Here is a 26,651-nt window from a genome sequence, read left to right on the forward strand (position 1 = left end):
CCACGCATCCACGCTACTAACCATCGACAGCTAAGCTTGGAAAAATGAACTCGAGAATAAGACCTTATTTTAATGGATTCGTCCTCTCCAGCGATAGAATGTCGCCAGTCGATCAATACAGCGAAATCGCTCTCCCAAACGGCCTGTTTTTACAACGAGATTCGGCATCCACTCACGAGTTTTCCGCTTCGGACAGTGGAACTTTCGTGTACATTCAAGGCCACTGGGCTATGGGTTCTGCGTCACGAGCTGAAAACGTTTCCACCATTCTTTTGTCTGCCGCAGAAAGGTCGTTAGAGGATTTTGAGTCCATTCTGAACGAAATGGCAGGTCGACATTTCATTATCCTCGGAAAGGGTTCCGAGACGTTCATTTACGGCGACGCACTAGGCAATCGGACAATCTACTACTCCACCCAAAGCTCTTTGGTTGCCTCCCATTTAGAATTGCTGCTTGAATTCGAAACGCATCCTAAAATCGGGTCAGCGTTCAAGTCTACACGTTGGGCAGCGGACTATACGATGGCCGAAGGTGTTCGTATTTTGCTGCCGAACTTCAGATTGAATTTCACAAATCGTTCTGTCGCGCGTTTCTACCCCGTTGGTACCAATAGGTTCGTGGGTATTGATGACGACACAAAATTGTCTTTGGTCGAGGAGAAATTCGACCGAGTTGTCGCCAACTACCTAAACTCCTATGAGCAGCTCGCCATTGCTTTTTCTGGGGGGATGGACAGCAGATTCCTTCTAGCACTCCTACGGCCCTTTTGGGAGAAGTTGACAACATACACGTACGGTTACCAGAAACACTTCGACGAGCGAAAGAGTGGATACTTTCGCGCAACAATGTCCCGTGATTTCGAGCAAGCCCAGCGCGTCCTAGCATCAACCAAAGTTCGGGACAGCCTGTTTTTCGATCTGCTCGAGGACAAGCCCACCTACAACGAAGGTAGACTCGCAGAGGTTATCGAAGCCAATTCCCCGGGAAATCATGGCCGAGCGCTAGTACCACTGTACGTTTCAGCCTTCTCAGATCGTTCTACCCTTAATATTAGGGGCAACGCCGTTGAGATCGTTCGACGCGTGGAAGTACCCGATATTTCTTTTGAGACTTTAGCGCGCCGAGGCCGGAAGAACCTACCTTTTGACCCAACAGAGCGACTGCGCGAGTTGGGCTATGACGAAACTATGCCTGTGTTCGGCCGGGGTCCACTCGCACACTGGGAATTGAAGAACGGTAAATGGCTAAGCGAAATCCAGAACGAACTCGATCCCGCATTCGATACGCTCATCCCCTTCGCTAGTCGCGACATCCTTGAAATCTTTCAATCTTTTCCCGCGATTGAACGGTCAGCAGGGATTGTGTTCCGCGACCTTATCAACCGAAGAGCGCCAGAGTTAAACCTCTCACCTTCCAATACAGAACCGTCTATTTATTCTTCTTGGAGGCAGCAGAGACTTCAAGATGAAAAAGAGAAATATCCATTCACTGGTATCTTTCTCCGTTCTCGGAGCACTTACGAGGACACGCCTCTGGCAGAACCAGGTCCCCGCTCATTCTCTGTACCTTCGGGATGTTTCGATCCTAATCTCAGCGTTGTGGCTAGATTTTCGGCGCCGAAGCCGGGTAACTTTACCTTTAAGATAACTCAGCCTTATCAAGCTCAGAGAGGCATCGGTTACTTCGAATTGACTATGCATGTCAACGAAAAACTAGTACTGGAAATAGATGGAGCGAAGGTCGGTCGCCCAATCACCGCGTCCGTTTACAACCTCCAAAAAGACGAGACAGTAGAGATATCGATTCATCCCCTAAGAGCGGTGAAGAACGATCGGTCTTGGAGCGATGCCACCAGAACAAGCGTCTCCGTATTCTACGAAGAAGGTTTCAAAGATGGGAAAACAACTAGTTTTTACTCAGATTTAGATTCTTGATCCTGAGAGCACTTAGGGACAATATAGTGGTCCCTTCCTGCTAAGCCCCGTGTTCATCTAGGCCTAGACCACTGGACGATAACGTGGGGCTCAGATCTGTCATGCCTTGACATCTTTTGGATATGGAATCCTGCGCGTCATTGGACGCGGAGTCTGGTCAATTGTTGGACGCGTTGTTTGATGGCTTGTTGGACACTGCGGGTTGTGATCGGCTGCCGGGTGGCCTCCATTCTTGCACTGAGAGGCTGGGTTACCCGCTGCTCCTGCTCGAGCCAGGGACATCCACACCAAAAGCTCGAGAAACTCTCGCATCAAAGGGAGACTTAAAGATCAATACCGCAGCGACCGATCTCGTCGCCCCTTCTGCCATGAGTCCGACGAACAATCGCGGTAGATTCTTGACCGAGCATCGCCATGTGGGGTATCCGAGCGACTACCCAAACCTGGTGCATCAATCAATAGATCTCGGACTTTTCAACTGCATAATTCCCGCATCAATCGTCGAGTTTCCGGACGATCATCGAGAGCTCCTCTCCGGGGGAAAGCGTTGCACTAAAGGTAATCTGAGTCCCCGGACGCCGCTTACCATAACCACAGCCTACCCAACCAACTTCGCTGGTATTAGAGGCTTCAACCACCTCAATATCTACCGGAAACCTATAACCTGCACTCGGAACCAGCTTCACTTTGGCGTTCTTCGCGAGCAGGTAGATAGCGTCTGACATATGTTGAACATCAACACTTGGTGCAACCAGCCAGTGCTGTCGGGCCTTCCTTGGCTCAGACCCCTTAGCGGTAAACCAGTCAACCACTCTCCACTCTTGTTCCTCGTATACGCGTTGAATTATACGATGAACGCAGAGACCCTGTGAATCTTCGATACTCTTACTTACAAGCTCCACCGTCATCGCATCATGACTATCATTTGCTCTTTCGAGTAAAACGGGAGCTCTTTTGTCCCCGTTAAATCCTTCAACTTCAAAGACGTTATGAGCAGACCTAGAAAGCGTTCTCTGCCGCATAGGATTCTTTGACTGATACCCATAAAACCCTGGGTCAGTCAGCCAGTCGGTAATACCATCACTGAATATGACCGAGCCTTTGTCATGGTGGTGGTGTCCCTTACCGGGCTCACCAAATCTAACGAGCGCATAGCTCTTCTCGTCCCTCATTATTGCGTACCCTGCATCTAAGACACTCAAATCATCGAACTTGAGCCTGCTGGGGTCAACGTCCCTAAAGAAGGGCTCTCCCTCCACTTCCTTCGGGATACGCGCAGAGAATGATGTATCACCAATTGGTGGCAGCTTACCAGAAGGGGTTTCCAGCAATTTCAAAATCCGTTTGGAACGTGCTAACGATTCGTAGATCTCGACGGGTATGTCTACGCCTTCGGCTGCAAGCCGACGGAATACCTGCGTCCACCACTTAACGTTGTAGAGCAAGTACGCTGGGGCACCTTCATCATCCGTTCCTTCGGGATGAAAAGTCTCCCAAAAAAGATCATAGAGCCAAGCGACCGCCGTCTGCTTCGCCGATTCATCCTTCAAGGCGCAGCTGACTACGAATAAGCCGGCGCGCTGATGCATCCCGTGGTTACGGGGCCGCAAATTCTCTTCTTTTAATAGCCAATCCCGGTGCACGACCAAGAGCTGCCGGAACCAAGCGTCATTCGGGCCTGCGAGAGACGCCCCCAAACTCAGCTGTATAGCTCGCAACCCGTCAGTCATGTCCACCCACGCCCACTTAGAGGGGGATTTCTCTGGCACCCCGTGTACTTCAGACCATGTTCTTACCCCTTCTAGCCAGAAACGTCGTGCAGATTCATTGCCTCTCTGCGCAAGGTGCCGAACCGGGTTCAAAAACCTTAAAGTATGATGCTGGAAGTGCCAGTTATTATCGCCATTTTCAGGTCGATTCCAATCAAATGGGTCCATGCGAACACTTCTGTGGGGCTTTAGAATTAGTTCCCCTCGGCGCAGGGATCTATAGTCGCTTACGGCGGTTTCTGGGAACCTCTCGTCCGCATTAACCTCCTGACGCAAGGGGAGAGATGTGTCCAAACCATCTCGCCATGTGCCTATTGCCGCTAAATCGGCTTGCGTGTAGCTCCTCACTTCAACCTCATTGCTGGAGGCGACGGCATAGAGAGCTACCTCGGGCGGCAACGCACCGATGGATGCCGTATTAATACCCTGTATCAACGATCTCGACGCCCGGGACCACGATTCTCTACCGATCTGATTTTTCAGTGGAACAAGCCAAAACGTTACAGAATCAGCCTCAGTTACCCCGAAAATGGTCAGTTCAACATCATCTTTCGTTGCAGATCCGTCACACCTTGCAACTTCAAGGTCGCCTACTTTAATCGACCAGTAAAAGTAACCTCTGTAGCGCGATGTCCACCGCTGTCTAACGGTAAGGCTTAGCGAATTCGAAGGTCCCCGATGAGGGATAACGATGCTCGTTGCATCCCCGATCTTGAAATCTTCAGGCTCAATTTGTATTGCTACGTCAGCCAATTGCATTTTCTCCTTGGTAGGCCAATCAAAGCACAGATGGTTGGGGCTTTCCGTGAAAGTGTTCAGTCGTATTTCTGGTGTCCATGGTTCTTGTCGCGAAAGTTGCCCCTGGGGTGGGCTCGACGTGTTGACGTCTTCTTTGAGAAATTCCAAATAGTTCCAACAAGACCGTCTCGGTGCGTTGGGCCCCTTAAGCCGACCCTTCCGCTTCCGCTTCAGCCATCAAAGCTCTAAATCGCGGTTCCTCTGTTACACGGTCGCCATACATTGAAGCAATTTCATACAGAAGCGAAATGCTTTCTGCCCGGTCTGCTGGAACCACGCTCTTCAACTTCACTAAATACCACTTTTCGAGAAATGTCATGAACCGCGTACTCGAATAGTGATCGATAAGGCCGATTTCCTCGAGCCAGGTCGATCGAGACCTCTCCAAAGGAAGGTACTTCCTAAAAAAGTTCACCGAAATGTCATTCACCGTTGAATTCGCAACTTCCCCATAGTAGATATGGACAGGTGTCGGCACTGCTGCAATCTTTCCCGCGTAATAAAGCATCTGCTGGAAAAAGTAGGAATCCTGCCCGACAGCGCCCTCCGGCTGCTCAATTCCCGTGCTGCGAAGCCAAGCGGTATCAGCAATGAGTGCTTGAATACTCATCGGCTGATACTCAGCTGTGGACAGCAACTCTCGGTTGTTGCCGCCCAGATTGTAGATCCCTTCTCCGATTCGTATGACCCCAGCTGATTTAAGAGACTTCTTGAGGTGCCACGAGTTGTTGATGACACTTCGAGTTCCCTTAAACTTCACCATGTTCCCGAGAGCAAATGAAAGCGGCTCAGAGCGCATCAGCTCGAGAAGCTGGACGTAGGCATCGCCCACTTGCTCGTTATCTGGATCAAGGTAAGTAACAAACTTTGTGCGAGCGAGCTCAAGGCCCTTGTTGCGGGGGCGGGAAGCGCTGCCTGATCCTCCTGGTGGGAACCGGAAAACTGAGACATTCTCGTAAACTTGTTCAAGCACGTTTAACGCATGAAGAGTTTCCTTGTCGGTCGATCCGTCGTCAACCAGAAGAATTTCTGCTTTCGGGAAGACACTGCTCCTTCGCAGCGATTGGAAGCATTTGTGAATCAAGAACCGGCCATTGTTATAGACAGGCACAATAACGGTCAGCTCCTTCGTATCCGGCGAAGGAAAAACTGTGTCAGTAACGGCCGCGGTCCTTACCAAAATCGCCCGCTCAATGGGTGCGGTACCAAAGGTCTCCCCCGGCTCCAGCCAAACAACCTGCAGAGAAGACCTCGGCCCCGGCTCTACAAATTCATAACAGGTCCTCGGGTCATCTACTGAGCAAAGCTCTACTGCATCGGCGTCGCTGTAGCGGAAAGCAGCAACCGCGTCCGCGACCAAGAAAGGAGACTCAATAGCTATATTGTCTGCGAAGATGACTACATCGCCTCCCTCGCTGCCTTGCATTTCTGCAAGCTCAGCCCGCGTGACCCATTCAAGATCGAAATCTCCGTCCTGAGAAGCCACGAAATTTGTAAAAGATTGCTCGTCATCAGCGACTACGAGAATGCGGTGCTCGGTGCTAGCATGCGACACTCCAACCACATCGAGGATTTGATCGACTCGTTCAAAGGCAGTGTCATTGAGGAATACGTCTCGGATGCCGCTCGCTCGCCCGTAGCGGAAATGCTCCGTGCTCAAGTTATCAACGAACTGCTGAGCGTCTATCTCAGAATCGACGATTGCAACATACGGGTAAAGGGAATTTACTCCGTTGCTGTAGTTAGATAAAACGGTCGTACCGGTCGCCAATAGCTCTACAACGCGGTTGGCGAACATGGTTGAGCTCGCGGTAACTGAATTCAGGTTAACCCCAAAAGGAAGAAGCCGTTGAATGCGATGAACGTCTTCGTGCGAGATCGGTCTCCGCAAATGCGGAAGAAAGTCGTCTGGGTAATTGTAACGAGATAGATCGCTCTTGAATTCGCTCTGATCCAAATCCGCGTTTCGATCAAAGATCGAAAGTGAAAGATGGGAGTCTTGGATCCCCTTAAAAATCTTCCTTGCTGCGGTTGCTCGAGACTTGTATTTATGCGCTAGCCATGATCCCGCGAAAACTACATCGTTCCCGTCGAACCGTTCGCTTCCGATGGGGTTGGTTCGCTCAAAGTTGACCGCGAAACGCAAGGCTTCGACCGGTGTTCCTTCCCCTACTGCTTCCTGATACTTGGGCACCTTTTCTTCAGCGGACGTGAAGATGAAGTCCGCTTCCTTCGCAAGACCAAGGAACTTTGCAAAGTTTGGCGGGTCTTCCTTCGAATAAAAAACGATCGGGATGTCAAGCGACCGAGCAAGCGGAGCGGCCTTTTCGGAGAAAAGCCGACGCCCTTCAGAATTCTCGCCACCGAACCCATTCCATTCGCCCTCCAACCCCCTCCAGGCGGAAACCACGAGCAGGAGGTCCAACGTCGGAATCTCTTCGTCCAAGTTTTCTGGGGTCAGAGGCACGAAATCGGCAGCAACTCGAAGTGATTCGTAAAGAAATCTATCGGCGATGATGCCAATTCGAACGTTCCTACGCTTGTCCCAGCGCTGGTGGCTTATTGATGGCAGGGAATTAGCCTCAGCCAACATCTCGTCCAGTCGTTGCGAAAACTCGCTGTCATAAAAGTTCACGCGCTGTTCATAAGCGTCGCGAGAATTAGTGGGGTCCAAAAAAGCGTGCTTGCCCGACAGAGCATCGCGGTATGCCAGTGTGCGAGTGTACGAACGAAGGTCCCGGGACGCCGACTTGGTTGCTTCGGCTTTAGCTTCCAGCTCAGCCAGGCGATCTAACTGTTTTTGTACGGCCGCGTCCTTCACTTCTTTGCCTTCCTAAAAGTGCTTCTCATTGCCCAATACTTTTTCTTAATCTGCAAAACCCCCCGCGGTACGTCTTTGCCACGCAAAGAGTTCGGTAGGAATGGCAAGCCAGCGCGCTCTTCATCGGGGATACCGAGCTTCTTTTCTAGGACGCGGACTCGCTGTTTTAGCTCCGCAATTTTGCGATCTCGCTTTTGAATTCCGGCAAGGAGTTTTCTATCTCGATCAATCTCAAAGAGCAGAGCGTCGCAGGTCTCCTCTAGTTCGACAGTCAATCGCCGAACTTGATCAGCTACGTCTTGAGATGATTCGAAATCATCGGCCGGTCGTACTTGTTCTGCCACGCCGCTAATACTTCCTCTTTGACAATCGGGGTTGGACACACTCAACGTTATTGCTGGTCAACTTTATCCAAAATGATTTTATAGACACGCTTACTCAGACGCTCCTCAAACGATTGCTCCAGCATCGGTACGAGAATCCTCCTCGTATTAAAAGGCAATATTACATCGGCCGCCATTTCATACTCCGCATAACCTCCGGCGGCCCACGAGCTCAATCGGCTTTCCCAATAGAAGAGATCAAATGGGTGGAAAGTCGCGCGCTCACTCATATCAAGCTGGGTGTAATCAATGTATGAGTCCAGGTAGCGAACCAATTCCGCGTTCTCCGCAAAGGACGACTGCGTGAATTTCGCAGCGAGGCCGCGTGCGTTCAGAAGCGATGGGTCCCTCTCACGATAAAAAACAGTGCCAACCTCCGGCCCAAGCAGAATCGCCACCTGACCGACATGGTCGAGTTCGTTGTAGAAGTTTTCCGCCAATGCGGGGAAGCGTGCCCACCCTGTAAACGTCTTTGCATAAGCCTTTCTGAAGCGACTGGATTTATCGGACGGTTTCAAATCCATTACCAAAAACCGCAAGTCAGAATCCACGGCTAGGCGGCTAGCCGCTATCAGGTCATTTCTGGAGTGGGATGGGTTCTTATCGAAGGAGTGGTAGGTGAATGCAATCGCATTCAGTGCATGCAGTCGATGGAGGGTCGCTTTGAGAAACACTCGCGAGTCCCAGCCCGCGGTTAACCCGAAATAGAAAGGCTTTCTACTATCTATTCCGAGCTCGAGTTGGCGGTTGAGCTCTTCCTCCACCTGACGTGCTGTTTCGAACGCGTCACGTCTCTTTGGTGAGTAGCCCTCCGAAGGAAAGAACCGGGAATGCTTCGCCTCGTTCTTATTCACTGTCAAGACACAGTTCGCTGTGATCATTGAGACCGCATCGTGTGGCGCCATTGCTCCGGGCAGCCACTTTCCAGCGGGGCTCTTGTAGTCGGGGTGATTTAGAAACGAACGCGACCTGTCTGTAGCTGCCTCATCGATAGCGCGGGCGGTCAGGGTCGAATGTGACGATGCGACAAAACCACGCTCCGTTTCGGCCCAGAAACATGAACGACTTGCGGTCGCATCTCCGTAGATTCTCATGGTCTCCCCGTTGACCATGAGAATGACAAACCTCCCTCCGAGCCACGTAACGTACTCGTCCAATGCCCGAAATCCCGAGCCACTGCTCGCGGCTTCCATTAAACTGCGACAAATTTCGGACTGGTTACTCGAATGCAAATCTGAATCAATCGCTGTGCCGATGAGGATCGCAGCCCCATCGAACTCGTCTGGTGCACAGATTTCTATAGGCACCCGCTCGTCATGCCAGAGATCGAGGCCACAGATGGAAAGATGTTCCCACCCGCTAGGCACAAAATGCGGCTCCTCACCTCTAACGAAGAGGTATCCCCTACCAAACGGTGTTACCTCATCATCGACTCTGCGAGATCGTGTAAGCAACGCAGCGCCTCGAGACGATCTACCACGTTGCCGGTACGCCGAGACCTTCGTTTTCACCGGTCTCACACGCCGGTATAACGACTCGAAAGGCCACCGAGTGGCGAGCCGCTTCAAAATGCTGCGAATGGGCATTATGCCAATTTCCCCATTATGGTTTCACGGAAGACATCATAGACACCTTCAGTGTAGTGAAACGGCGCGGGCCCCCACTTGTGATGGGATTCAGCGACTGTATCTTGCATCCGCAGAACCTCAAATCCGTTTGCCTCTGCGAAGTCCCAGTACCGCCGGTAGATCGCGTTGTACGCACCAGCCTTTACTGCCTCAAACAATCCGACAGTCTCACCAGTTTCATCAACCAATGCCCAGTCAGGAGCTAACAGTAGCGTCTTTTCAACTAGCCCGTTCCTTTGGAGCACGTCCTTGAACTGGAAGAATCGCTCCTTCCATATTCGGAAGTGATCCTCTTCGCCGAAGTCTATATGGGGGACACCAGTGGTGATGCTGCTGTAGTTCTCGATCCGCCTGAACTCTCCACTGTCTGTAACAAACGTGTCCACATCGAATTGCCAAGCGCCGAGCCGTTCAACATTCAAGTCCCACAGCACCAAGTCGACTTCCGAATTCTCTTCGACATCACGAAATAACGAACCTGAAAGATCAGCTTCGAGCATTCGACGCTGAAACTGACTGCGCAGGTCGACTTTGGGAACCAGTTTCGTTGCATCAGTGCCGGCGGAGATGAAGGATTGGCGTGCTACGTACCTCTTGAGCTCAAGGGACTCTCCTAGGAGGGGGTCGACCGTGTCGCGACTAACGCAGCCGCCAATAATGAGCAGACTGTATCTCGGTGATGTCACTTCTGTCCTCACGCTCTAGAGCAAACTGAATAGATTCGAAAAAGTTTAAATAATCCTACTAGCCATCCAACTCATGCCTGCCTTTTAGGAGGATCGGCGAAGGAAGTCTAAATTATGGTCGTGAACCACAAGCACAACGAGAATTGTTAGCTGAGGAAAGAACGTGAGTACGGTGCAACCAAATCTCATCGAGGTCGATGACACCTATTTGAGGAGACTTAGCGCCAGACCAGGCCTAGGCAAATACCTCGCACAACTGTGGCAACGTCGCCATTTTATTTGGGCTGAAGCTAGAAACAAGGCGTTTTCACGCGGAAGAGACATGTACCTCGGTCGGGCGTGGATTGTGCTTCAACCTATGCTCGATAGCGCCGTATACGTCCTTGTTTTCGGTGTCATCCTAAACCTCTCAAGGAATATTGACTATTTCATTGGTTACCTGGTTATCGGCGTTGTTTTCTTTAACTTCCTAACAAGGGGGTTAACCTCGGGCTCGGGCTTGATTCAAAGCTCCAAGGGAATGATTTCATCCTTTTCCTTTCCGAAAGCAGCACTCCCCTTATCGCTAACTGTTAAGCAGCTACTGGACAACGTTGCGCCAGCGATCGTCGCTCTTCTTATCGCCTTTTTGTACCACGGGCTAACTCCTAGTTTTGCGATCCTTACAGTGCCCGTCCTGTTTGTGATGATCCATTTATTTGCCCTAGGCGCAATGTTGATCATCGCAAGAATTACGGCGTTTGTCCCCGATTTAAAAGCTCTCGTGTCTACTTTTGCTCGCGGCTTGTTTTTCATATCAGGCGTATTCTTCGACTTCCACCGGTTCGATGGGGACGAGACTCTCCAGTCCATCATGCTCGCTAATCCCGCTTACCAGTTCCTCACTGCTGTACGTGAAGCAACCATCTATCAAACCGTTCCTCCCCTCGGCCGATGGCTATACCTTGCAGCTTGGACACTGGGGCTGCTCATTATCGGTTTGATCTTCTTTTGGGAAGCCGAAGAAAGGTACGCGCGTGCCCGATAAACCAACCGTTGTAGTACGAGATCTGTCTAAAACCTACCGCCTGACCTCTTCGGGTTCGATCCGTGGACTCGGAAGAAAGACCACCTCCGTCGACGCCTTGAAATCCGTTTCGTTCGTCTCCTACCGGGGCGAATCCGTCGGCATTTTAGGTAAGAACGGCTCGGGCAAATCAACCCTGCTTCGGATCATCGCCGGAAACGAGTCTCCTACGTCTGGACTCGTACGAGTATCTGCTGAGCCACGGCTCCTGGGCGTGTCAGCCGCCCTTCAAGGCGCTTTGACTGGAAGGGAAAACGTAAGACTCGGCTTGCTTGCCATGGGACTGCATCCTGACGAAGTTGCGCAACGAGAAGACTCCGTAATCGAATGGGCCGACTTAACGGATTCAATCGATCGGCCACTGCGTACTTATTCCTCAGGTATGTCTGCCCGTCTGAAGTTTTCCATCGCAACATCAGTGCGTGCCGAAATCTTGCTCGTGGATGAAGCTCTGTCCACAGGAGATTCAACCTTCACCTCAAAAGCTAAGAAACGAATGGATTCATTCCTCGAGGAATCTGGCACTGTTTTCCTTGTATCGCACGGAGCAAAGACGATTCAGGACAATTGTTCACGTGCGCTGTGGCTTCACGAGGGCGAAATCATCGCAGACGGCCCCGCCGAGTCGCTTACGAAGCGGTACAGAGTGTGGAGTAACCGAGCAGCCACCGGAAAGGACGACGAGGCTGAGAAAATCATTCGAGAAACGGCGGCTTCCTATACCCCTCCCGCTATCCGTCTTTCCAGCGAAACTGCCTCCCGCTAACACTCGACGTTGAGTATGCCCGATCCGATCGCAATTACCCGGGCATTCGCAAAGATGACTTCGTCGTCGACTTCCCAAGTGTGTGTTACTGAAGGCGACCGCATCTGGACGAAGTTAAAGCGGTCCGCGGAATAGATGGTGTATCCGTTCTTGACCGCACCGTTGAGAAAACCCGTGTCTTCGCCCTTGGTGCGATCCGGAAACGCCAACCCTTCAGTTACCTGGCGGCGCCAGACTAGTGTCGGACCTGCCACAAAATCCGTGAAACACATTTCGTGGTCTGGATTCCTGAGCAAGAAACTGTCCGACTGCCCATGGTGCAAATACGATGCCCGCTTACCTACGATGTCGGCGCCAGAATACTCAAGTGCGTTGATCTGATCCCGCAGGTAGTTTTCAAAATAGAGGTCATCGTCATCAAACTTGGCCATGAAGTCGCCGGTTGCTCCGGCCGCCAAGTGGTTCATACATTTACCGAGGGACCAAGACTTTGGCGCCTGAAAGACCTGTCCTGACACCCCCTCAGGAAACTGCGCTCTGACGACGTCCGGTTGTTCGTCGATTCCATGAAGCATCACCATGAGCTCAACTTCGACATTACGTTGCCGCGCAACCTGTGAGAAGAGATGACTCAACTGTTGCGGGCGGTTTGTCGAAGCCAGAATCGACACTTTCGGTCGAACATCGCTTTGCTCCTCAACTAATCCAATCGAATTAAGAAGAGTGAAGGCGCGATCGGTATAGGTGTGGTTCTCCCAAATCTTCCGTTGTGCCCTGTGGCTGATTCGGTCTCTAACTTCTGGGGAATTGACGATGCGTCGAAGCAAATAGCTGCCTCCCTCCACATCGCGGATGATTGGGACCTCATCTTCGCTGAACATTTCATGTAAAGCGACACTGTCAGTTGAAACGACCACCGCACCGGACGCACCCGCTTCAAAAATACGACGGCTGCACATCGTAGGGCTTTGTGTGATCGTGTTGACGTTGAGAACAACCTTAAACCTCTTGAAGGCCGACAACATCTTGTTGTACGGCAACGCACCTTCTACATAGCGCTCGTATTCTGAGGGAAACTGGTATTTATCTTCTTTTCCTGCAAAGCGGGAAAAGACTACTAAACCGTCCTTAAGGCTTCGAGATGCTCGCACCGCAGCGTCTAAAACAAGTGCGATCTGTTGTTGGCGCGATTCAAATTTATGCGCAAAATACGTGCCAGCGAATGCGATGTCGCCCCGGCGTTCCTCCCCTGCTTTCAAAATTGGGTTATGAAGAACCGGCTGAGCAGCGAACGGTAGGACGCCCACTTTTGCACTTGGCAAAGCGGCCTCATACTGCGGGACCAAGTTCGCGTCTGTCGTGAACACGAAATCGAAGAGTTCCGCTGTTTTGATGAAGTCGTCGAAGTGAGCCGGATCTTCTTTATTCCAGAACACCGTCGGAATGCCACTAGCTTTGCACCAATCCACCAATTCCTTCAGGGCTGGAGACGGCGCGTTTTCTCCAGTCAGCTGATACTGCCACTTGCCTCCATTGCCATTCCACGCAGATTCGACGAAAAATAGCTCGAATGGCTGCTCGCCGCCTTGTGCATTGAGTACTAAGGACTCGCCGGGATTCACTGGGCGCAGGTCAAATTCGTACCCCCACGCTCGTTCGGAGAACTCGTCCAAAATCGATCCAACCGCTATTTTTTGAAAAGGTTTTCTCGGGTTGAGCGCAGGAGTGATCTCTTCAACGTCAGACCACTCACCAAAAGACCTCGGGGCAATGCGTCGCGACAGAGCGAAGGCAGCCTTTTCTGCCGCTTTCCGCGCTCCCTGCCTTCGCATGACATTTACGAAGCGCGACATGTCGTCGCCCACCGAACGCGCTTGTTCTCGAAAATTGACCATCGCGGTTACTCCTTTTCGTTTTGGCGTCTATCGTCTCATTCTGAGCTACGCGTCAGGCGAGAGTGTTTCCTCGTAAGCTTGGATCAGTCGTTCGGCACTGGACTGCCATGTCCGCATATCCAAGAAGGCCTCCAGCCGATGACCATAAAAGTGGTCTGGGTCCACAAGCACCCTCCGGATCGCTTCGCTCAATTCTTGAGGATCATCGGGTGGAACATACAAAGCCAACTCACCAGTAGCTTCTCTAACCGCAGGAAGGTCGGAGGCAACCACTGGGATATTCATTCCCATCGCAAGCATCGGTTTAAGCGGGGTGACTGCCCTGCAAACTTCATAGTCTCTTCGTGGCAACACAAACACGTCTAATGCAGCACACCACACAGGAATAGCTTGGGGGTCTTGCTTGCCTGCAAAGATAACGCGATCTGCTAAACCCTTCTCCTCTACTAAACGTTGTAGGGCAGGAAGCTCAGAGCCGCTACCGACTATCAATGCTTTGGTGTCGTCATCAAGGAACTCCAAGGCTAAAACAAGCGAATCTAGCCCCTCATAGTCAACAACCGAAGTGATTGTCCCGACTAGTTTTGTGCTCGACGGAATCCCGATTTTTTCTCTTGCGAAGTCCCTGGTGGGGGCTTCTATGGCCTCATCACGATCGAAACCATTCGGAACAACGTAGATGTTGTCCTTTGGAACTCCGCGTTCTTCAACGCGACGCCGTGATACGTCGCTGAGCACAAGGACTGCAGAAGCAGCTTGCATAGCTTGGGTTTCGCGTCGTCTGAACTCTGCGAGAAATTCCCTACTTTTTTGCCCCGAGTTCTCTAACTCCAATGTCTTATCGCGCTCACCGCGCACTTCGTAAACCCATGGGATTTCAAGGATCCGTGCGACCTCGCTAATCAAGCTCGCATTCCTGAAGTCTGTCGTAGTGTGCAGCAGGGTGATATCGAGCTGCCGCGCCATCTCTACAAGCAGATTAATGGCTATACGGCGATTCTTGCCTCTCCGCAAAGACATCCGGCTGGGCAGCAACAAGAAGTAATTGATGTCGTCAACGGTTACGGAATCCCGTGTGGGAACCACGCCAATTGTCGCCGGATATCCCATTCTTGTAGCTGGGTAAACAGCTACATCTTGCCGCCTAAGTTCGTGGAGAAGCTTTTGAGTACGCACCGTGTATCCACTAACTGTGTACGGCTGCGCACTATTGACAAAATACAGGACTCGAGCTTCGTCACTGGCCTGCCGAATAACTGATGGAAAAACTGGATCGTAAAAGTCTTGCCAGGAGGTAGTGTCCGGAACTCCCGCACGAGACATGCTCTCCAAGGGAACAGGCAATCTGAAGCCACTTTCCTGGAGTTTTCGGCCACTTTTTACGAGGACTTTCCGCAGAAACGGCTTCGGCCCCGACAAGAAGTCCGTCGCCATCGCAGATAGAAAAAGCTGGCAGTACCTAGCTGGACGCATTACCATCCGATGCTTCGATCTGCTGCAGTATTTGCAGCAATCGCACAGGTGTCATTTCTTCACGCTCCCGAATCACCCAATCACGGCCAGTGGTTCCGACACTGAGACGCTGTGGGTTGTTTCCGAGCGACACCCATAGATTTGCGAGCGCCGATGGATCCTGCGGTGGGACAACGTCTCCGCCGCCCAGGCTAGAGATAAGATCAGCGGCCTCCCCCTCCACAACCCCCGAAATATGAATCCGGTTAAAAAGTAACTCATACGTCTTGGACGGCACTGTGCGTCGCAGCGGTTCCCATTCGGCCAAATGCACCATCGCTGTGTCAGCCCAGTCGTAATACGTGTTCAAGAGTTCTGCTGGTTTCAGACGAATAAAACGCGCGTCGACACCAAACTCCTGAGCCTTCTCCTGAAGCAACTCACGGGCTGCACCTGCGCCCACAAAAATCATATGAACTTGGAGCCCCTGTTGTTTAGCCAGCTTGGCAGCTTCCAAGGCATTCTGCAGGTTTTGCGCGCGGCCTATTGTCCCTGCATACAGTACGTTTAAGTGGCCACTCTTGCGGTGACTCCCTCTATCTTCCGTCGGCTGGCTAGCTACTGGAAAGACATTTCGAATTACTACAACTTCGGGGCTATTTCCTCGCGTAGACAACTCACGGCGAGACTCCAAAGAGGCTTTCAAGGTGCTCGAGGTGACTAAAATCGCCCTTGCTCCCCGCAGGAGAGAATTCAGTGCCTTCGTGGCCACTCGAGTGACGAGCTGAAGAGGTCCGTTCTTTGCCAGCTTCTCTCGGATCGACGGATCCCCGACTTCAGCATTCCAGGACGAAGCTTGCCCCATGAGGTCTGGCCATGCATCTCGGAGGTCGATAACGTAGGGGCGATCGAAAATTCTCGCGGCCACCCACGTAACCCCCGCGGTTGGCAAAGCGGGAACCGTCCCTATAACAAGATCCGGCTCAATCTGCTTCCTGTGCCTAATGAGCGTGCGAACTTGCGAAAGAGCAATCAGGAGCTGGCTAGCAGCCTTCGACGTAATAGAATCGCCTACCCGGTAAGCGGAACTACGGAAGATAGTCTCGCCTTTTGTACCTTTATAAGGCATCTTCCACGTCTGTGTACTGTCACCCGTGGTGTCGACAGAACGACTGCTCCGCGGTGGCGGTGCAACCACGCAAACTTCATGCCCTGCATCGATGAGCATTTTTGCAAGCCAAGACCAACGTCGTTGCGGCACTCCATTTTCTGGGTACCAATACTGGGTGACGAGAAGAATACGCACGTCCTCGCCACCTCCGTTTGACTATGGGCTGAATGATTGTGGGGCCAGCGGGGCTCGAACCCGCGACCAGCGGATTATGAGTCCGCGGCTCTAACCGACTGAGCTATAGCCCCTAGTGCGGCTCCGGAACTCTTGTTCCAAGAGTCGCAATACTTAGGCGTAAAGCACGAGTGCGTTAGCGCCAAATGCCTCTAGTATCAATCACAGTCTTTCCGTTGAGCAAATTCTGGTCGATGCCAACGAACTCCCGGTGGTCAACGAGGAGGACTACAACGTCTGCGCTTTCGATGGCTGTGGTGAAATCGGCCAATTCAATGTTCTTGTGCGCGGCGAGACGATCGGGCAGGGAATCTACGTTCGGTTCCACAACAGAAACCGTGTTTTCGGGATTTCGTTCAGCCAACTTTTCAACGATACCCAGCGCCGGCGACTCTCGAAGATCGTCGATATCCGCCTTGAATGCGATACCAAGAGTTGCAACCCTCTTATTGTCAGACTTGCTGAGCGCCTCTTCTACCTTGTCCAGGACGAACGACGGCTTGCCATCGTTGATCTCTCGTGCCTGGCGAACAATCTTGGCTTCCTCCGGTACTGCGGAAACGATGAACCACGGATCGACAGCGATGCAGTGTCCACCGACGCCGGGGCCGGGCTTGAGGATGTTGACACGTGGGTGGTGGTTGGCGAGCTCAATCAGCTCCCAGACGTCGATTCCAAGACGGTCGCTAATGAGGGAAAGCTCGTTTGCGAAAGCGATATTCACGTCTCGGAAGGAGTTCTCGGTAAGTTTCGCCATCTCTGCGGTCGTCGCATCCGTCGTAAGCAATTCAGCGGTGCAGAACGTCGCGTATAAATCACGAGCAAGCTCCGTGCCCTTTGGAGTCAAACCACCGATGACGCGGTCATTGTTCTCCATCTCTTCCATGATCTGCCCCGGCAGGACGCGCTCAGGACAGTGAGCAACGAAGATGGCATTCTCGTCTTCTTCGTTCAGCGAGAGGTCAGGACGCTTCTCGATGATGTACTCCGCCATGTTGCGAGTCGTTCCCGGAGGAGAGGTGGACTCCAACACCACAAGGGCACCTGGGCGCAGGTGCGGAGCCATCGCATCGACCGCTGAGTTGATGTATTTGGTGTCTACCTCGTGATTGTCACCCTTGAACGGGGTTGGCACACAGACAATGTAGGCATCCGCCTCGACCTGGTCGAAGCGCGCGGTCAGCAGACCGCGTTCCACGACGTCCTTGAGCAGCTCGTCAAAACCCGGTTCAACGAACGGCACTTCGCCCCTATTGATGGACTCGACAAAGGTCGGGTTGACATCAACACCAGTTACCTTGATTCCCTTGGAGGCGATAAACGCTGCCGTAGGAAGACCGATGTACCCAAGGCCAACGACGCAGACATCTTTAAACGTATTTTGCACCGCGGTGTTTGCCACTTTCTTTTCCTTTCGCATGGGTCGTTTTGAGACCCGCTATCTGTGCGGCTCGGATCGTCCTATTAGAGCGTACCCTTGCCGACCTATCCCTTGTATCTAGCCTCGGCTAGTTGCCGTCAATTTCCGGTTCAAATTCTCCGATGCGTTCGCCAACACCCATTAACTCGGCGATAGCGGCCACAGCACGCTCGGCAGCTTTGCCGTCGCCGTAAGGGTTGACTGCATTCGCCATCGCTTCATAGGCCGCATCTTGGTCAAGAAGGTTCCTCGCCTCCGCGACAATTCGATCCCGGTCAGTGCCGACGAGCTTCACTGTTCCAGCCACAACGGCCTCGGGACGCTCGGTGTTCTCACGCATCACGAGGACCGGCTTACCAAGCGACGGCGCTTCCTCTTGGACGCCGCCCGAATCGGTGAGCACCAGGTATGCACGGCTCATCAACGCTGTGAACTGATCGTACGGCAGCGGGTCGGTGATGATGACGTTCGGAAGATCCTCTACCTCTGGAAGAACTGCATCGCGCACCCTCGGGTTGAGGTGCAGCGGCAACGCGAAAATGTGGTCCGGATATGACTTTGCAAGGTCCTGGACGGCCCCGCCAATCTCTTTCATCGCGTCGAGGTTCTCGCGGCGGTGGGTGGTGACGAGGACAACCTTCTTATCAGAGTTCCGAAGCGTCTCCAGCCTGGGATCCTCAAATTGAACGTCCCACTCCGACGCGGCCAACAGTGCATCGATGACGGTATTACCCGTCACAACAATGTCCTTGGAACGGAAGTTCTCTCGGCGAAGATTTTCTCGTGACTCGTTAGTCGGAGCCAAGTGAAGCGACGTAATCTGGCCGATGATCTTACGGTTCGCCTCCTCAGGGAAGGGCGAGAAGATGTTGCCGGTGCGCAGACCAGCCTCGAGGTGGACCACCTTCACTCCCTTGTGGAACCCAGCTAGCGCCGCAACCATTGCTGTGGAGGTGTCGCCCTGGGAAACGATGACATCTGGCTTCTCTTCCTCGATGATCGGATCGAGTCCCTGAATTGCGCGGGAAACCAGCTCATTGAGCGTCTGCCCTGGTTTCATCAGTGCCATGTCATGATCCGGAGTGATACCGAAGCGCTTGTTTACCTGCTCCAGCATCTCCTTATGCTGACCAGTAGAGACCACGACCGATTCAAAACGATCGTCGTTCTGGAGCGCGCTAACTACTGGCGCAACCTTAATCGCCTCCGGACGGGTGCCGTAGACGGTCATAATTTTCGGCTTAACCGACATGGTTTCCTTAAGGGTTGTTCGACACAGGGATACTCTCTACAACTTAGTACAGCACCGTCAGCCATGGGGCTGAGGGCAACCAACCTGCCCCAATTTTCCGCTGTACCCTGACCACCATGTACCAATACGTCGTCGGGGCCGCCGCCGGGTATGTGCTCGGCACGAAAGCCGGCCGGAAGCGCTACCACCAAATCGTCAACGCCGCCCAAGCTGTGGCCAACTCGCCGGTAACCAAGCAAGTTACCGCCTCCGCTCGCCGGGCGATCGCGAACAAGATTGATCCGGAGCCGCGCATGCGCGAGGTCAAAGACCTGCGTAAGGGCAAGAAGCTGCGCGGCAGGTCCGCCAAGCAAATCGAGGACACGGTCTACGAGCCGGACGAAGACTAGAGGCATCCGACTCTAGCCTTGAGTAAGGCCTGCGATGATGCCGTCGAGGATGTCCTTTTCGCTGATGATGAAGCTGGTGGCATCGGCTTCGCGCTCGAAGGCGTCCATGAACTGCTCCACCACGGTGGAGCCGGATCCGATCACGTCGGCACGGCCCGGGTGGACGACGGGGTTCTCACGACGTTGCGCTGCGGACTTGGCGCGCAGGTCCGCAGTCACCTTGCGCAGCCGGTCGAAGGGGATCTCCGACATGTGGATGCGCTCGGGGTCGTAGGATTCCAGCCCCTGCGCTAGCGCGGAGAGCGTGGTGAAGGTGCCAGCGCAGCCGACGAATGTTCGCGCATCTGCAAAAGGGACGGTGGACGCGGCCTCGGCGATTTTCGCGTCGATGAATGCACACGCCTCAGCGGTCTCCTCTGCTGTGGGCGGATCCGTTCGCATGATGCGCTCGGTGATGCGCACACACCCCATTTGGGTGGAGACGGCGTGGTCCTCCATGACGAACTCAGTGGAGCCGCCGCCGAGATCGATCACGCAGAACGGGCCGCGGGCCGGGTCGATGTCCGCGGTAGCACCGGCGAATGACAGCGCCGCCTCCTCCTCGCCGGAAATCACTTCAGCCACTGCACCCGGCTGGATCTGACCGAGGAGGCCCCGGGTCATGGCAAAGAAATCCTCGCGGTTGGCGGCGTCGCGGGTGGCAGAGGTGGCCACCATGCGCACGCGGGTGACGTGCTCGCGCTGCATCTCCTCGACGTAGTCGGCAAGTGCTGCGCGGGTGCGCTCGATGGCTTCCGGCGCGAAGTGGCCGGTCTCGTCAACACCCTGGCCGAGGCGGACGATGGTGTTACGGCGGGAGACCTCGCCGGTGCCCGTGTCGTGGATGAGCAGGCGGATGGAATTTGTGCCGCAGTCCACGGCAGCCACGCGTGTCATGCCAGCCCCTCCCCTGCCTCGGCGAGGGTGATACCGAGGTCGTCGAGCGTGGGCCAGTCGGCAGGGATGGCGGTGCCGCGCAGATCGCCGTGCTCGGCGGCCAGGGACACGGCTTCGGTGCCGAAGCGGACGCGCTCCGGGCCTTCCGCAAGCGCGTAGGCGATGAGCACGTGGAGGCACTTCACACGCTCGGGCATTCCGCCGCCGGAGAAGTCGGTACCCAGGTCCTCGATGGCGTTGCGCTCGGAGAGAAAGTGCTCGTGGGCAGCCAGGTAGTCCGCACGCAGGTCTTCGCCCTCGTCGCTGTCGGCGTTGAGACGGTTTTCCATCCACTTCATCACCTGCGCGACCTCGAGGCGGGAGGCCTCGGCGGTCAGGCGTGGGTCTGTGAGGTAGTAGAGGGTGGGGAACGGGGTGCCGTCGTCAAGCTTGGGCGCGGTTTTCACCACGGCCGGTTGATTGTCCGGGGTGGTGTACGCGATGGCGAGCACGCCACGCGGGGTGCGACCGAGCTGCTCGGCGACGATGGCGAGTTGTTCGTCAGTGGGAGGAGTGTGCATGCGGGCCATTGTCCCACACGCTGCCTACTGCGCTGGTGCGGGAGCGTCCGGCGCGGGCCCCTCCGGAGCGGCCGGTGCCGGCGCCTCGGGCGCGGGGGCGGGCGGAGCGTCGTCGATAGGCGGAAGCTCCTCCCCTGGGACCTCGCGCAGCGAATCCCACATCACTTCCGGCCAGGTGCGGGTGTCGGGGATGTCGTCCTTGCCGGTGGTGATGGCCTCGGGGGCGGTCATGCGGGGGTCGATGATGCGCCAGGCGGTCTCGCCCTCTTCCATCACGCCGAGGCGGCGGCGGGCTTCCTGTTTAAGGAAGGCGTCGTCGTCGTACATGGAGATGTCTTCCTCCAGCGCCTTCTTCTGGGCCTCCAGGCGGGCGATGGACTCGTTGGCGCGGGCGATCTCGGCGCGACCCTCGTAGAAGTTGCGAAGCGGGGCCGCGATGGCCAGCAGCACAAGGATGAGCACGGCGATGAGGATGACCACGCTGGCCATGTCCTGCTTCGGAAATGCGATGGCCCTGCCGCGCTGCTTGCGGCGCGCGGCGCGCTCGGCGTTTTCCCGGTCGCGGCTGGCAACGGGGACCGTGCTGGGGCGGCGGGTGCGGGAGCGCTTCGTCATAATCAGCAGATGATACGCCAGGGGCTAGAGGCGTTCGAGGATCTCGCGGATTGCGGCGCGGCCGGCGTAGCGGGCACGCAGGTCCTCCACCAGCTCGTTGAAGCGGGCCTGCGCTTTCGCGTCGTCGGCTACGAACTTGCGGATGTCCTTCAGTTCCGCCTCCAGGCGCTTGTAGCTGGGCAGATCGCCCGCGGCGGCGAAGTGCTCCGCCAGGCAGAACATCAGCTCGGTGCCGCGGGCGCGGTCCACGTTCACGCCGATGGCGGTGCCCATCTCAGAGATCAGCTCCGAGTCCAGCTCGTCCGGGCGCGGGTGCTCGGTGGCCACACGGTAGCCCAGCTCAAAGTCGTCGAAGTGCTCGGCGTAGAGCAGCTTGAGGTTGCCCTGAATCCAGCTCGGGGCGGCGTCGATGACCTCTTGGGCCATGGCGGGGGTGGCGCCGTCTTCGGCCAGCAGCTCGCGGAAACCCCGACCCGGGTGGGATGTGGCAAAGGCGGTGCGGAACTTAAGTAAGGCACCAGGGCCGAAGTAGCGGTCCAGGCGAGTTGTCAGCGTCTCCATGGAGACGCCGGTGCCGCCAAGGCCCAGGCGTTTCCTGCTCACGCGCTCCTTCATGGCTGCTTCGAGCAGGTCACGGGCGTCGTCATCGCGGGCGCGCTCCTCATAGAAGGCGAGCAGCTCGTCGCCTGAAAGCATCTGCTCGAGTGCGAGGTCGTCGCCGCGCAGGCGAGCGATGCCCTCGCGCAGGTACTCCAGGGCGTCGTCGTAGCGGCCGAAGGCGTCCTGCGTGTCCTGCTTGTCCAGGCGGCGCTCCAGCTCATCGACGGCCGGGATGTCCAGCCAGTCGGCGTAATCGGCCAGGTCGGGCTCGCCGAAGCCGGTTTCATCAAAGACCAGGTTGGAGATCCACTCCACCACTTCCCCCGGCGTCGGCGGCGCCTGCCGGTAGGCGGCCAGGTGCAGGATAATCGCGGTGCGGTAGGCGTCGGCAAGCGAGCCGTAGGCGTCGTCAGTGCGCAGCAGCATGTGCCCGATGCCCTCAGTAGCGGCCTCCAGCGGGCGAACCAGCTGCGCGCCCCAACCGCGGTCGATGCAGGTGGAGCAGATGTCCAGCAGCGCGAACCACTCCTGCGCCACCTCCGCGGTCAGGCGCGCAGACCAGCCGGGGTTCTTGCGGCTCAAGCGGTCCACTCGTTGGGCGATTCGCCTACCGACGGCCTCCGGTCCCCCACCGTGCTCCGCCGCCCCAACCTCCAGCACAAGGTCCACATTCGGCTGCGCGACACGCAAGTTGCGCACCAGCTGGACCAGCTGGTCGTGGCGCAGGTTGGCCACGAACGCGTCGATCTCGTCGTCGAACACGGCCTCCGCCGCGGCCGCCGCCTGCACGCTGGGGGTGAACACTTCCCCGCGCTCGTGGATCAGCTTCAGCGCCGTGGCCACGGCGTGGCGGCACCACTCGTGCTCGATCGCGCAGTCGCACTCGGCCTGCAAGTCCGCGCCGCTGAGTAAAAGGCGCACGTGGTACTCGTGCGGCGCGGTCACCGTGGAGCGCACCACGTTGTCGGTGCGCTCGGTGATGTCTACCCGGTTCGGGTCGATCTTCTGCCCACGGTCAAAACTCGCGTGGTCGGTGCGCTCCGCCAGGTAGTCCACGGTCAGCTGATCAAACATGGTGCGAATGGTCACCCGCCCAACTTTACGTGCTCTCGCCCCAACGCTGCCTGTCTGGATTCCAATAAGATTCGCCGAGATCACCAGATAGTGCCGGATCCAGCACCTCAGAGACATACGACATCGCTGCCGGGTAGTCCCTGTACTCGTCTGGCAAGCCGAAATAAGTCGCTGCATGCGCAGAAAAGTTCTTCTTCCACGACGGTGGCGCCCACATCTCCGTCGGGGTCTCAATTCCCCTTCGCCGCGCTTCGTGTTGGCAAGCGCTTCCCAGCTTTTCCGCCGATATCGATTGTGTGAGCAAAATTGCGATGATGTCCGCCAGGTCGTGGTAACGGTTGCTATCCCCACTGCGGTGTTCTTCCCTCATCGCGCAGATTTTGTCCGCGAGCTGCGACTCAATCGCAGTGGCGAAAACCGCAAACGGTTTGAGGTGCTCCGTGGAGAGTTTGCCCAGCGTCGGATCAACTTCTACCCGTTCATGTGGTTCCTGCGTATGCCGCTGCTCCGTGAGATCTAGGCTAAATGCCTAGAAGACAGCGGCCCCCATCATGGCGTCGAGCGAGACTTCGTAAGTTGGCCCCCTGTAGCCATCGTCACTACCTGTTCGCTTCTGCCGCACACTTCTTACCCTGTAACTCAGAGGCCCCTGTCCGGGCCGTCGAGCAATCTCGTGCATCTCGGCTTCGATGCTCTCAAGCGGACCAAGCCGAGGAATGCGGGCCAAATCAACATCGGTGGTAGTGCGTCCCTCACCGTTTCGCATCAACAACGACGCGCCGCCTTTGAGCAGCCACTCATCGGATCCCGCCTGAAAGACTCGCTCCAGAAACCCCTCAAATGCGATCTGGTAGCGAATTAAATCGCGAGGCAGTCCTCGGTCCCTGGACCTCTTCGCGATGGCCTGGTTGAGCTTCTTTTGCCGTTCTCTATTCTCGCGCTTACTTGTAACCATTACTCAACTGCTTCGCTATCTGGTCTAGCTGCTTCCGGTATGGCTCTAATGCCTTGTCGAGTTGTTGTCTGACAATTTCGTTGAAGCCCTCGAACATGTTGGGATCGGTCACCCAGAGCTCCATTCCCTTCGTGGTGTGAACCAGTCGTTTTCGAAGTTCATCGATGTCCTCCACGGAAGACGCTTCAGCACTCAGCTCGGAGACCAACTGCGTACCGGTTTTTGCCCCGTAGGAACGAGCTGCCGGCTCCAGTTTCTCCGCGAGGTCGTCGATGCGTACGTTTTCTTTCCGCAAGGCATCCGCGACAAGGTCGGCCAGGTATCCCCTCTCGACCTTCAGCTCAGCCAGGTCAGCGACCGTCCTGGCCACGCTCGTCACCGGCAACCCATCCACCGACACAATGTCCGTTTCGGGAATCTCGCGGCGGGTGCAGATGCGGACCCCCTGTTGCCGAGTCTGCTTTGTGCCACCAGTCGAGAACGTGAGCTCCGGCGGGATCAAACGCCCAATGCCATGGATACGTGCTGCAGACTCGTGAGAAACCACGACGGGCCAATCATCCTCCCAGCGTTCGTCGATGAACCTCTTCGGCTCGAGCGACAGCCACGCGGCACGAATCTCATCCTGGGGGCCAGCCTGGTGGGAAGGCAGCAGGTACACGCCATGCCGCGCTCGATCGAGGTCGCCCTTTTCCGCCAATCGCGAAAGTTGCAGCCTTTCGATGCCCTCCCGGCCAGCCTGTGCCGTAGTCACGATCCCCCACTGATCGGAGGCGACCATCTCCAAAGTCGCCAACACATCCGCTTGCTTCATACACCCCTCCGTCACTTTGTATCGCTTTTGACCGACGATTGTATCACCCAGAAGGATACAATCGTCAGTTTAAACTGATACAAACGTCAATCCAACCGACACGACGAAGGCCCCGCGCCGAAAACGGGCGGGGCCGAAGGTGCGTCGATAGGCAGGTGCCTACTTGAAGCGCGGGAACGCGGAGCGGCCCGCGTACTCGGCGGCCGGGCCGAGCTCCTCCTCGATGCGCAGGAGGCGGTTGTACTTGGCCACGCGCTCGGAGCGGGCCGGCGCACCGGTCTTGATCTGGCCACAGGACAGCGCCACGGCCAGGTCGGCGATGGTGGTGTCCTCGGTCTCGCCGGAGCGGTGCGACATCATGGTGCGGTAGCCGTTGCGGTGGGCCAGCTCCACGGCGTCGAAGGTCTCGGTCAGGGTGCCAATCTGGTTGACCTTGACCAACAGCGCGTTGGCGGCGTTTTTCTCAATGCCCTCGGCCAGGCGCTTCGGGTTGGTGACGAAGAAGTCGTCGCCGACGATCTGCACCTTGTCGCCCAGCTGCTCGGTCAGGGCCACGTAGCCGTCCCAGTCGTTTTCATCCAGCGGGTCCTCGATGGAGACGACCGGGTACTGCTCCACCAGGTCGGCGTAGACCTTGATCATCTCCTCGGCGGAGTGCTTGCCGCCCTCGAAGTTGTAGGCGCCGTCCTCGAAGAACTCGGAGGAGGCGACATCCAGGGCGAGCGCGACATCGTCGCCAAGCTTGTAGCCGGCCTTCTCAATCGCCTCCACGATCAGATCCAGGGCTTCCTTGGTGGAGCCGACGGACGGGGCGAAGCCGCCCTCGTCGCCAAGACCCGTGGACAGGTCCTTGGACTTCAGCACGCTCTTGAGCGCGTGGTAGACCTCAGCACCCATGCGCAGCGCCTCCGTGAAGGTCTCCGCGCCGACCGGGGCGATCATGAACTCCTGGACGTCCACACCCGAATCCGCGTGCGCGCCGCCGTTGAGAATGTTCATCATCGGCACCGGCAGCACGTGCGCGTTCGGGCCGCCGATGTAGCGGTACAGCGGCAGCGCAGCCGAATCCGCCGCGGCCTTCGCCACAGCCATGGACACGCCCAGAAGGGCGTTCGCGCCCAGCTTCTTCTTGTTGTCGGTGCCGTCGAGCTCGAGCATAAGCGTATCGACGATCCGCTGGTCGTCCGCCTCAATCCCCGCCAACTCGTCCGCAATGGTCTCGTTGACGTTCTCGACAGCCTTCAGCACACCCTTGCCGGCGTAGCGCTCGTCGCCGTCGCGAAGCTCGTGCGCCTCGTGCTCGCCCGTGGACGCGCCGGACGGCACGCCAGCGCGGCCGTGGGAGCCGTCCGCGAGCAGCGCCTCCACCTCCACAGTCGGGTTGCCGCGGGAATCCAGGATCTCGCGGGCGAAGATGTGCATGATGTCGGCCATGGTGACTCCTTGCATGGGTCGAGTGCTGTCTTACCGCGTACCAGCTTAGCCCGGGGTTG

The 26,651-nt window shown here is 55.8% G+C and carries 20 protein-coding genes, 1 tRNA gene and 1 pseudogene; 4 read left to right on the plus strand and 18 right to left on the minus strand.

All coding sequences use genetic code 11. The annotated features are described in order from the left end of the window. Positions 1 to 44: 44 nt before the first annotated feature. Positions 45 to 1,934: an asparagine synthase-related protein gene (locus CIHUM_RS07975; protein ID WP_148363836.1), complete on the plus strand. Its 1,890-nt coding sequence runs from the start codon at positions 45 to 47 to the stop codon at positions 1,932 to 1,934. Between the two features lie 494 nt (positions 1,935 to 2,428). On the opposite strand, the gene CIHUM_RS07980 is transcribed toward CIHUM_RS07975, so the two are convergent. From CIHUM_RS07980 to CIHUM_RS08000, 5 genes are all read right to left on the minus strand, one after another. Continuing rightward, on the minus strand, positions 2,429 to 4,456 hold the full coding sequence (locus CIHUM_RS07980) for a heparinase II/III domain-containing protein (RefSeq protein ID WP_158293369.1): 2,028 nt from the start codon (positions 4,454 to 4,456) through the stop codon (positions 2,429 to 2,431). A 190-nt stretch (positions 4,457 to 4,646) separates the two neighbouring features. After that, a complete protein-coding gene (locus CIHUM_RS07985; protein ID WP_034998385.1) occupies positions 4,647 to 7,322 on the minus strand; it encodes a glycosyltransferase family A protein in 2,676 nt (891 codons plus the stop codon). Continuing rightward, complete coding sequence (locus tag CIHUM_RS07990; protein WP_148363835.1) at positions 7,319 to 7,666, minus strand: hypothetical protein; 348 nt, start codon at positions 7,664 to 7,666, stop codon at positions 7,319 to 7,321. The genes CIHUM_RS07985 and CIHUM_RS07990 overlap by 4 nt, the downstream gene beginning before the upstream one ends. A 47-nt stretch (positions 7,667 to 7,713) precedes the next feature. Beyond that, on the minus strand, positions 7,714 to 9,072 hold the full coding sequence (locus CIHUM_RS07995; protein ID WP_148363834.1) for a hypothetical protein: 1,359 nt from the start codon (positions 9,070 to 9,072) through the stop codon (positions 7,714 to 7,716). 218 nt (positions 9,073 to 9,290) lie between these two features. Then, entirely contained in the window at positions 9,291 to 10,031 is a 741-nt protein-coding gene (locus CIHUM_RS08000; RefSeq protein ID WP_148363833.1) for a DUF6270 domain-containing protein, read from the minus strand. Between the two features lie 151 nt (positions 10,032 to 10,182). On the opposite strand from CIHUM_RS08000, the gene CIHUM_RS08005 reads away from it, so the two are divergent. Together CIHUM_RS08005 and CIHUM_RS08010 are read left to right on the plus strand one after the other, a co-directional pair. Continuing rightward, positions 10,183 to 11,046, plus strand: coding sequence for an ABC transporter permease (locus CIHUM_RS08005; protein WP_034998380.1), 864 nt, complete (start codon positions 10,183 to 10,185; stop codon positions 11,044 to 11,046). Further along, complete coding sequence (locus CIHUM_RS08010; protein ID WP_199397427.1) at positions 11,036 to 11,851, plus strand: ABC transporter ATP-binding protein; 816 nt, start codon at positions 11,036 to 11,038, stop codon at positions 11,849 to 11,851. Before CIHUM_RS08005 ends, CIHUM_RS08010 begins: the two co-directional genes overlap by 11 nt. Here CIHUM_RS08010 and CIHUM_RS08015 read toward each other — a convergent pair. The 6 genes from CIHUM_RS08015 to wecB form a co-directional block, all read right to left on the minus strand. Then, on the minus strand, positions 11,848 to 13,746 hold the full coding sequence (locus CIHUM_RS08015) for a glycosyltransferase family protein (RefSeq protein ID WP_034998379.1): 1,899 nt from the start codon (positions 13,744 to 13,746) through the stop codon (positions 11,848 to 11,850). The genes CIHUM_RS08010 and CIHUM_RS08015 overlap by 4 nt on opposite strands. A 45-nt stretch (positions 13,747 to 13,791) precedes the next feature. After that, positions 13,792 to 15,180 carry a glycosyltransferase family 4 protein gene (locus CIHUM_RS08020; protein ID WP_074431990.1) on the minus strand — a complete coding sequence of 463 codons (1,389 nt, stop codon included), beginning with the start codon at positions 15,178 to 15,180 and terminating at the stop codon, positions 13,792 to 13,794. A gap of 25 nt (positions 15,181 to 15,205) precedes the next feature. Then, positions 15,206 to 16,504, minus strand: a complete 1,299-nt coding sequence (locus CIHUM_RS08025; RefSeq protein WP_034998377.1) for a glycosyltransferase family 4 protein — start codon at positions 16,502 to 16,504, stop codon at positions 15,206 to 15,208. Positions 16,505 to 16,543: 39 nt separating this feature from the next. After that, positions 16,544 to 16,617 (minus strand) — tRNA-Ile (locus CIHUM_RS08030). Positions 16,618 to 16,679: 62 nt separating this feature from the next. Next, the gene (gene wecC / locus CIHUM_RS08035) at positions 16,680 to 17,945 is read right to left on the minus strand and encodes a UDP-N-acetyl-D-mannosamine dehydrogenase (protein ID WP_243427134.1); all 1,266 of its coding nucleotides are present in this window, start codon (positions 17,943 to 17,945) and stop codon (positions 16,680 to 16,682) included. Positions 17,946 to 18,051: 106 nt separating this feature from the next. After that, positions 18,052 to 19,194 carry a non-hydrolyzing UDP-N-acetylglucosamine 2-epimerase gene (wecB, locus tag CIHUM_RS08040; RefSeq protein ID WP_392389856.1) on the minus strand — a complete coding sequence of 381 codons (1,143 nt, stop codon included), beginning with the start codon at positions 19,192 to 19,194 and terminating at the stop codon, positions 18,052 to 18,054. Between the two features lie 137 nt (positions 19,195 to 19,331). Between wecB and CIHUM_RS08045 the strand changes: the two genes are divergently transcribed. Further along, a complete protein-coding gene (locus CIHUM_RS08045) occupies positions 19,332 to 19,604 on the plus strand; it encodes a hypothetical protein (protein ID WP_034998374.1) in 273 nt (90 codons plus the stop codon). A gap of 12 nt (positions 19,605 to 19,616) precedes the next feature. Here the strand turns inward: CIHUM_RS08045 and CIHUM_RS08050 are convergent, their stop codons facing one another. The 7 genes and pseudogenes from CIHUM_RS08050 to eno form a co-directional block, all read right to left on the minus strand. Beyond that, positions 19,617 to 20,540, minus strand: coding sequence for a Ppx/GppA phosphatase family protein (locus tag CIHUM_RS08050; RefSeq protein ID WP_034998372.1), 924 nt, complete (start codon positions 20,538 to 20,540; stop codon positions 19,617 to 19,619). Next, positions 20,537 to 21,100, minus strand: a complete 564-nt coding sequence (locus tag CIHUM_RS08055) for a DUF501 domain-containing protein (protein ID WP_034999163.1) — start codon at positions 21,098 to 21,100, stop codon at positions 20,537 to 20,539. Before CIHUM_RS08055 ends, CIHUM_RS08050 begins: the two co-directional genes overlap by 4 nt. 24 nt (positions 21,101 to 21,124) lie before the next feature. Then, positions 21,125 to 21,715 carry a septum formation initiator family protein gene (locus CIHUM_RS08060; protein ID WP_034998371.1) on the minus strand — a complete coding sequence of 197 codons (591 nt, stop codon included), beginning with the start codon at positions 21,713 to 21,715 and terminating at the stop codon, positions 21,125 to 21,127. Between the two features lie 24 nt (positions 21,716 to 21,739). Next, on the minus strand, positions 21,740 to 23,404 hold the full coding sequence (locus CIHUM_RS08065; protein ID WP_034998369.1) for an SWIM zinc finger family protein: 1,665 nt from the start codon (positions 23,402 to 23,404) through the stop codon (positions 21,740 to 21,742). 10 nt (positions 23,405 to 23,414) lie between these two features. Continuing rightward, a pseudogene (locus tag CIHUM_RS08070) lies at positions 23,415 to 24,344 on the minus strand (nucleotidyl transferase AbiEii/AbiGii toxin family protein). Further along, positions 24,331 to 25,158, minus strand: coding sequence for a type IV toxin-antitoxin system AbiEi family antitoxin domain-containing protein (locus CIHUM_RS08075; protein ID WP_051106329.1), 828 nt, complete (start codon positions 25,156 to 25,158; stop codon positions 24,331 to 24,333). Before CIHUM_RS08075 ends, CIHUM_RS08070 begins: the two are co-directional and overlap by 14 nt. A 159-nt stretch (positions 25,159 to 25,317) precedes the next feature. After that, positions 25,318 to 26,592, minus strand: a complete 1,275-nt coding sequence (gene eno, locus CIHUM_RS08080) for a phosphopyruvate hydratase (RefSeq protein WP_034998367.1) — start codon at positions 26,590 to 26,592, stop codon at positions 25,318 to 25,320. Positions 26,593 to 26,651 lie beyond the last annotated feature (59 nt).

This window comes from Corynebacterium ihumii (assembly GCF_028609825.1).
GTDB lineage: Bacteria > Actinomycetota > Actinomycetes > Mycobacteriales > Mycobacteriaceae > Corynebacterium > Corynebacterium afermentans.

Excerpts from the sequence above, each read along its gene's own strand:
- CIHUM_RS07975 (WP_148363836.1), top strand. The coding sequence starts at position 45 with ATGAACTCGAGAATAAGACCTTATTTTAATGGATTCGTCCTCTCCAGC.
- CIHUM_RS08015 (WP_034998379.1), bottom strand. The coding sequence starts at position 13,746 with ATGGTCAATTTTCGAGAACAAGCGCGTTCGGTGGGCGACGACATGTCG.
- CIHUM_RS08020 (WP_074431990.1), bottom strand. The coding sequence starts at position 15,180 with ATGGCGACGGACTTCTTGTCGGGGCCGAAGCCGTTTCTGCGGAAAGTC.
- wecB (WP_392389856.1), bottom strand. The coding sequence starts at position 19,194 with ATGACCGTCTACGGCACCCGTCCGGAGGCGATTAAGGTTGCGCCAGTA.
- CIHUM_RS08045 (WP_034998374.1), top strand. The coding sequence starts at position 19,332 with ATGTACCAATACGTCGTCGGGGCCGCCGCCGGGTATGTGCTCGGCACG.
- CIHUM_RS08050 (WP_034998372.1), bottom strand. The coding sequence starts at position 20,540 with ATGACACGCGTGGCTGCCGTGGACTGCGGCACAAATTCCATCCGCCTG.
- CIHUM_RS08055 (WP_034999163.1), bottom strand. The coding sequence starts at position 21,100 with ATGCACACTCCTCCCACTGACGAACAACTCGCCATCGTCGCCGAGCAG.
- CIHUM_RS08060 (WP_034998371.1), bottom strand. The coding sequence starts at position 21,715 with ATGACGAAGCGCTCCCGCACCCGCCGCCCCAGCACGGTCCCCGTTGCC.
- CIHUM_RS08075 (WP_051106329.1), bottom strand. The coding sequence starts at position 25,158 with ATGAAGCAAGCGGATGTGTTGGCGACTTTGGAGATGGTCGCCTCCGAT.
- eno (WP_034998367.1), bottom strand. The coding sequence starts at position 26,592 with ATGGCCGACATCATGCACATCTTCGCCCGCGAGATCCTGGATTCCCGC.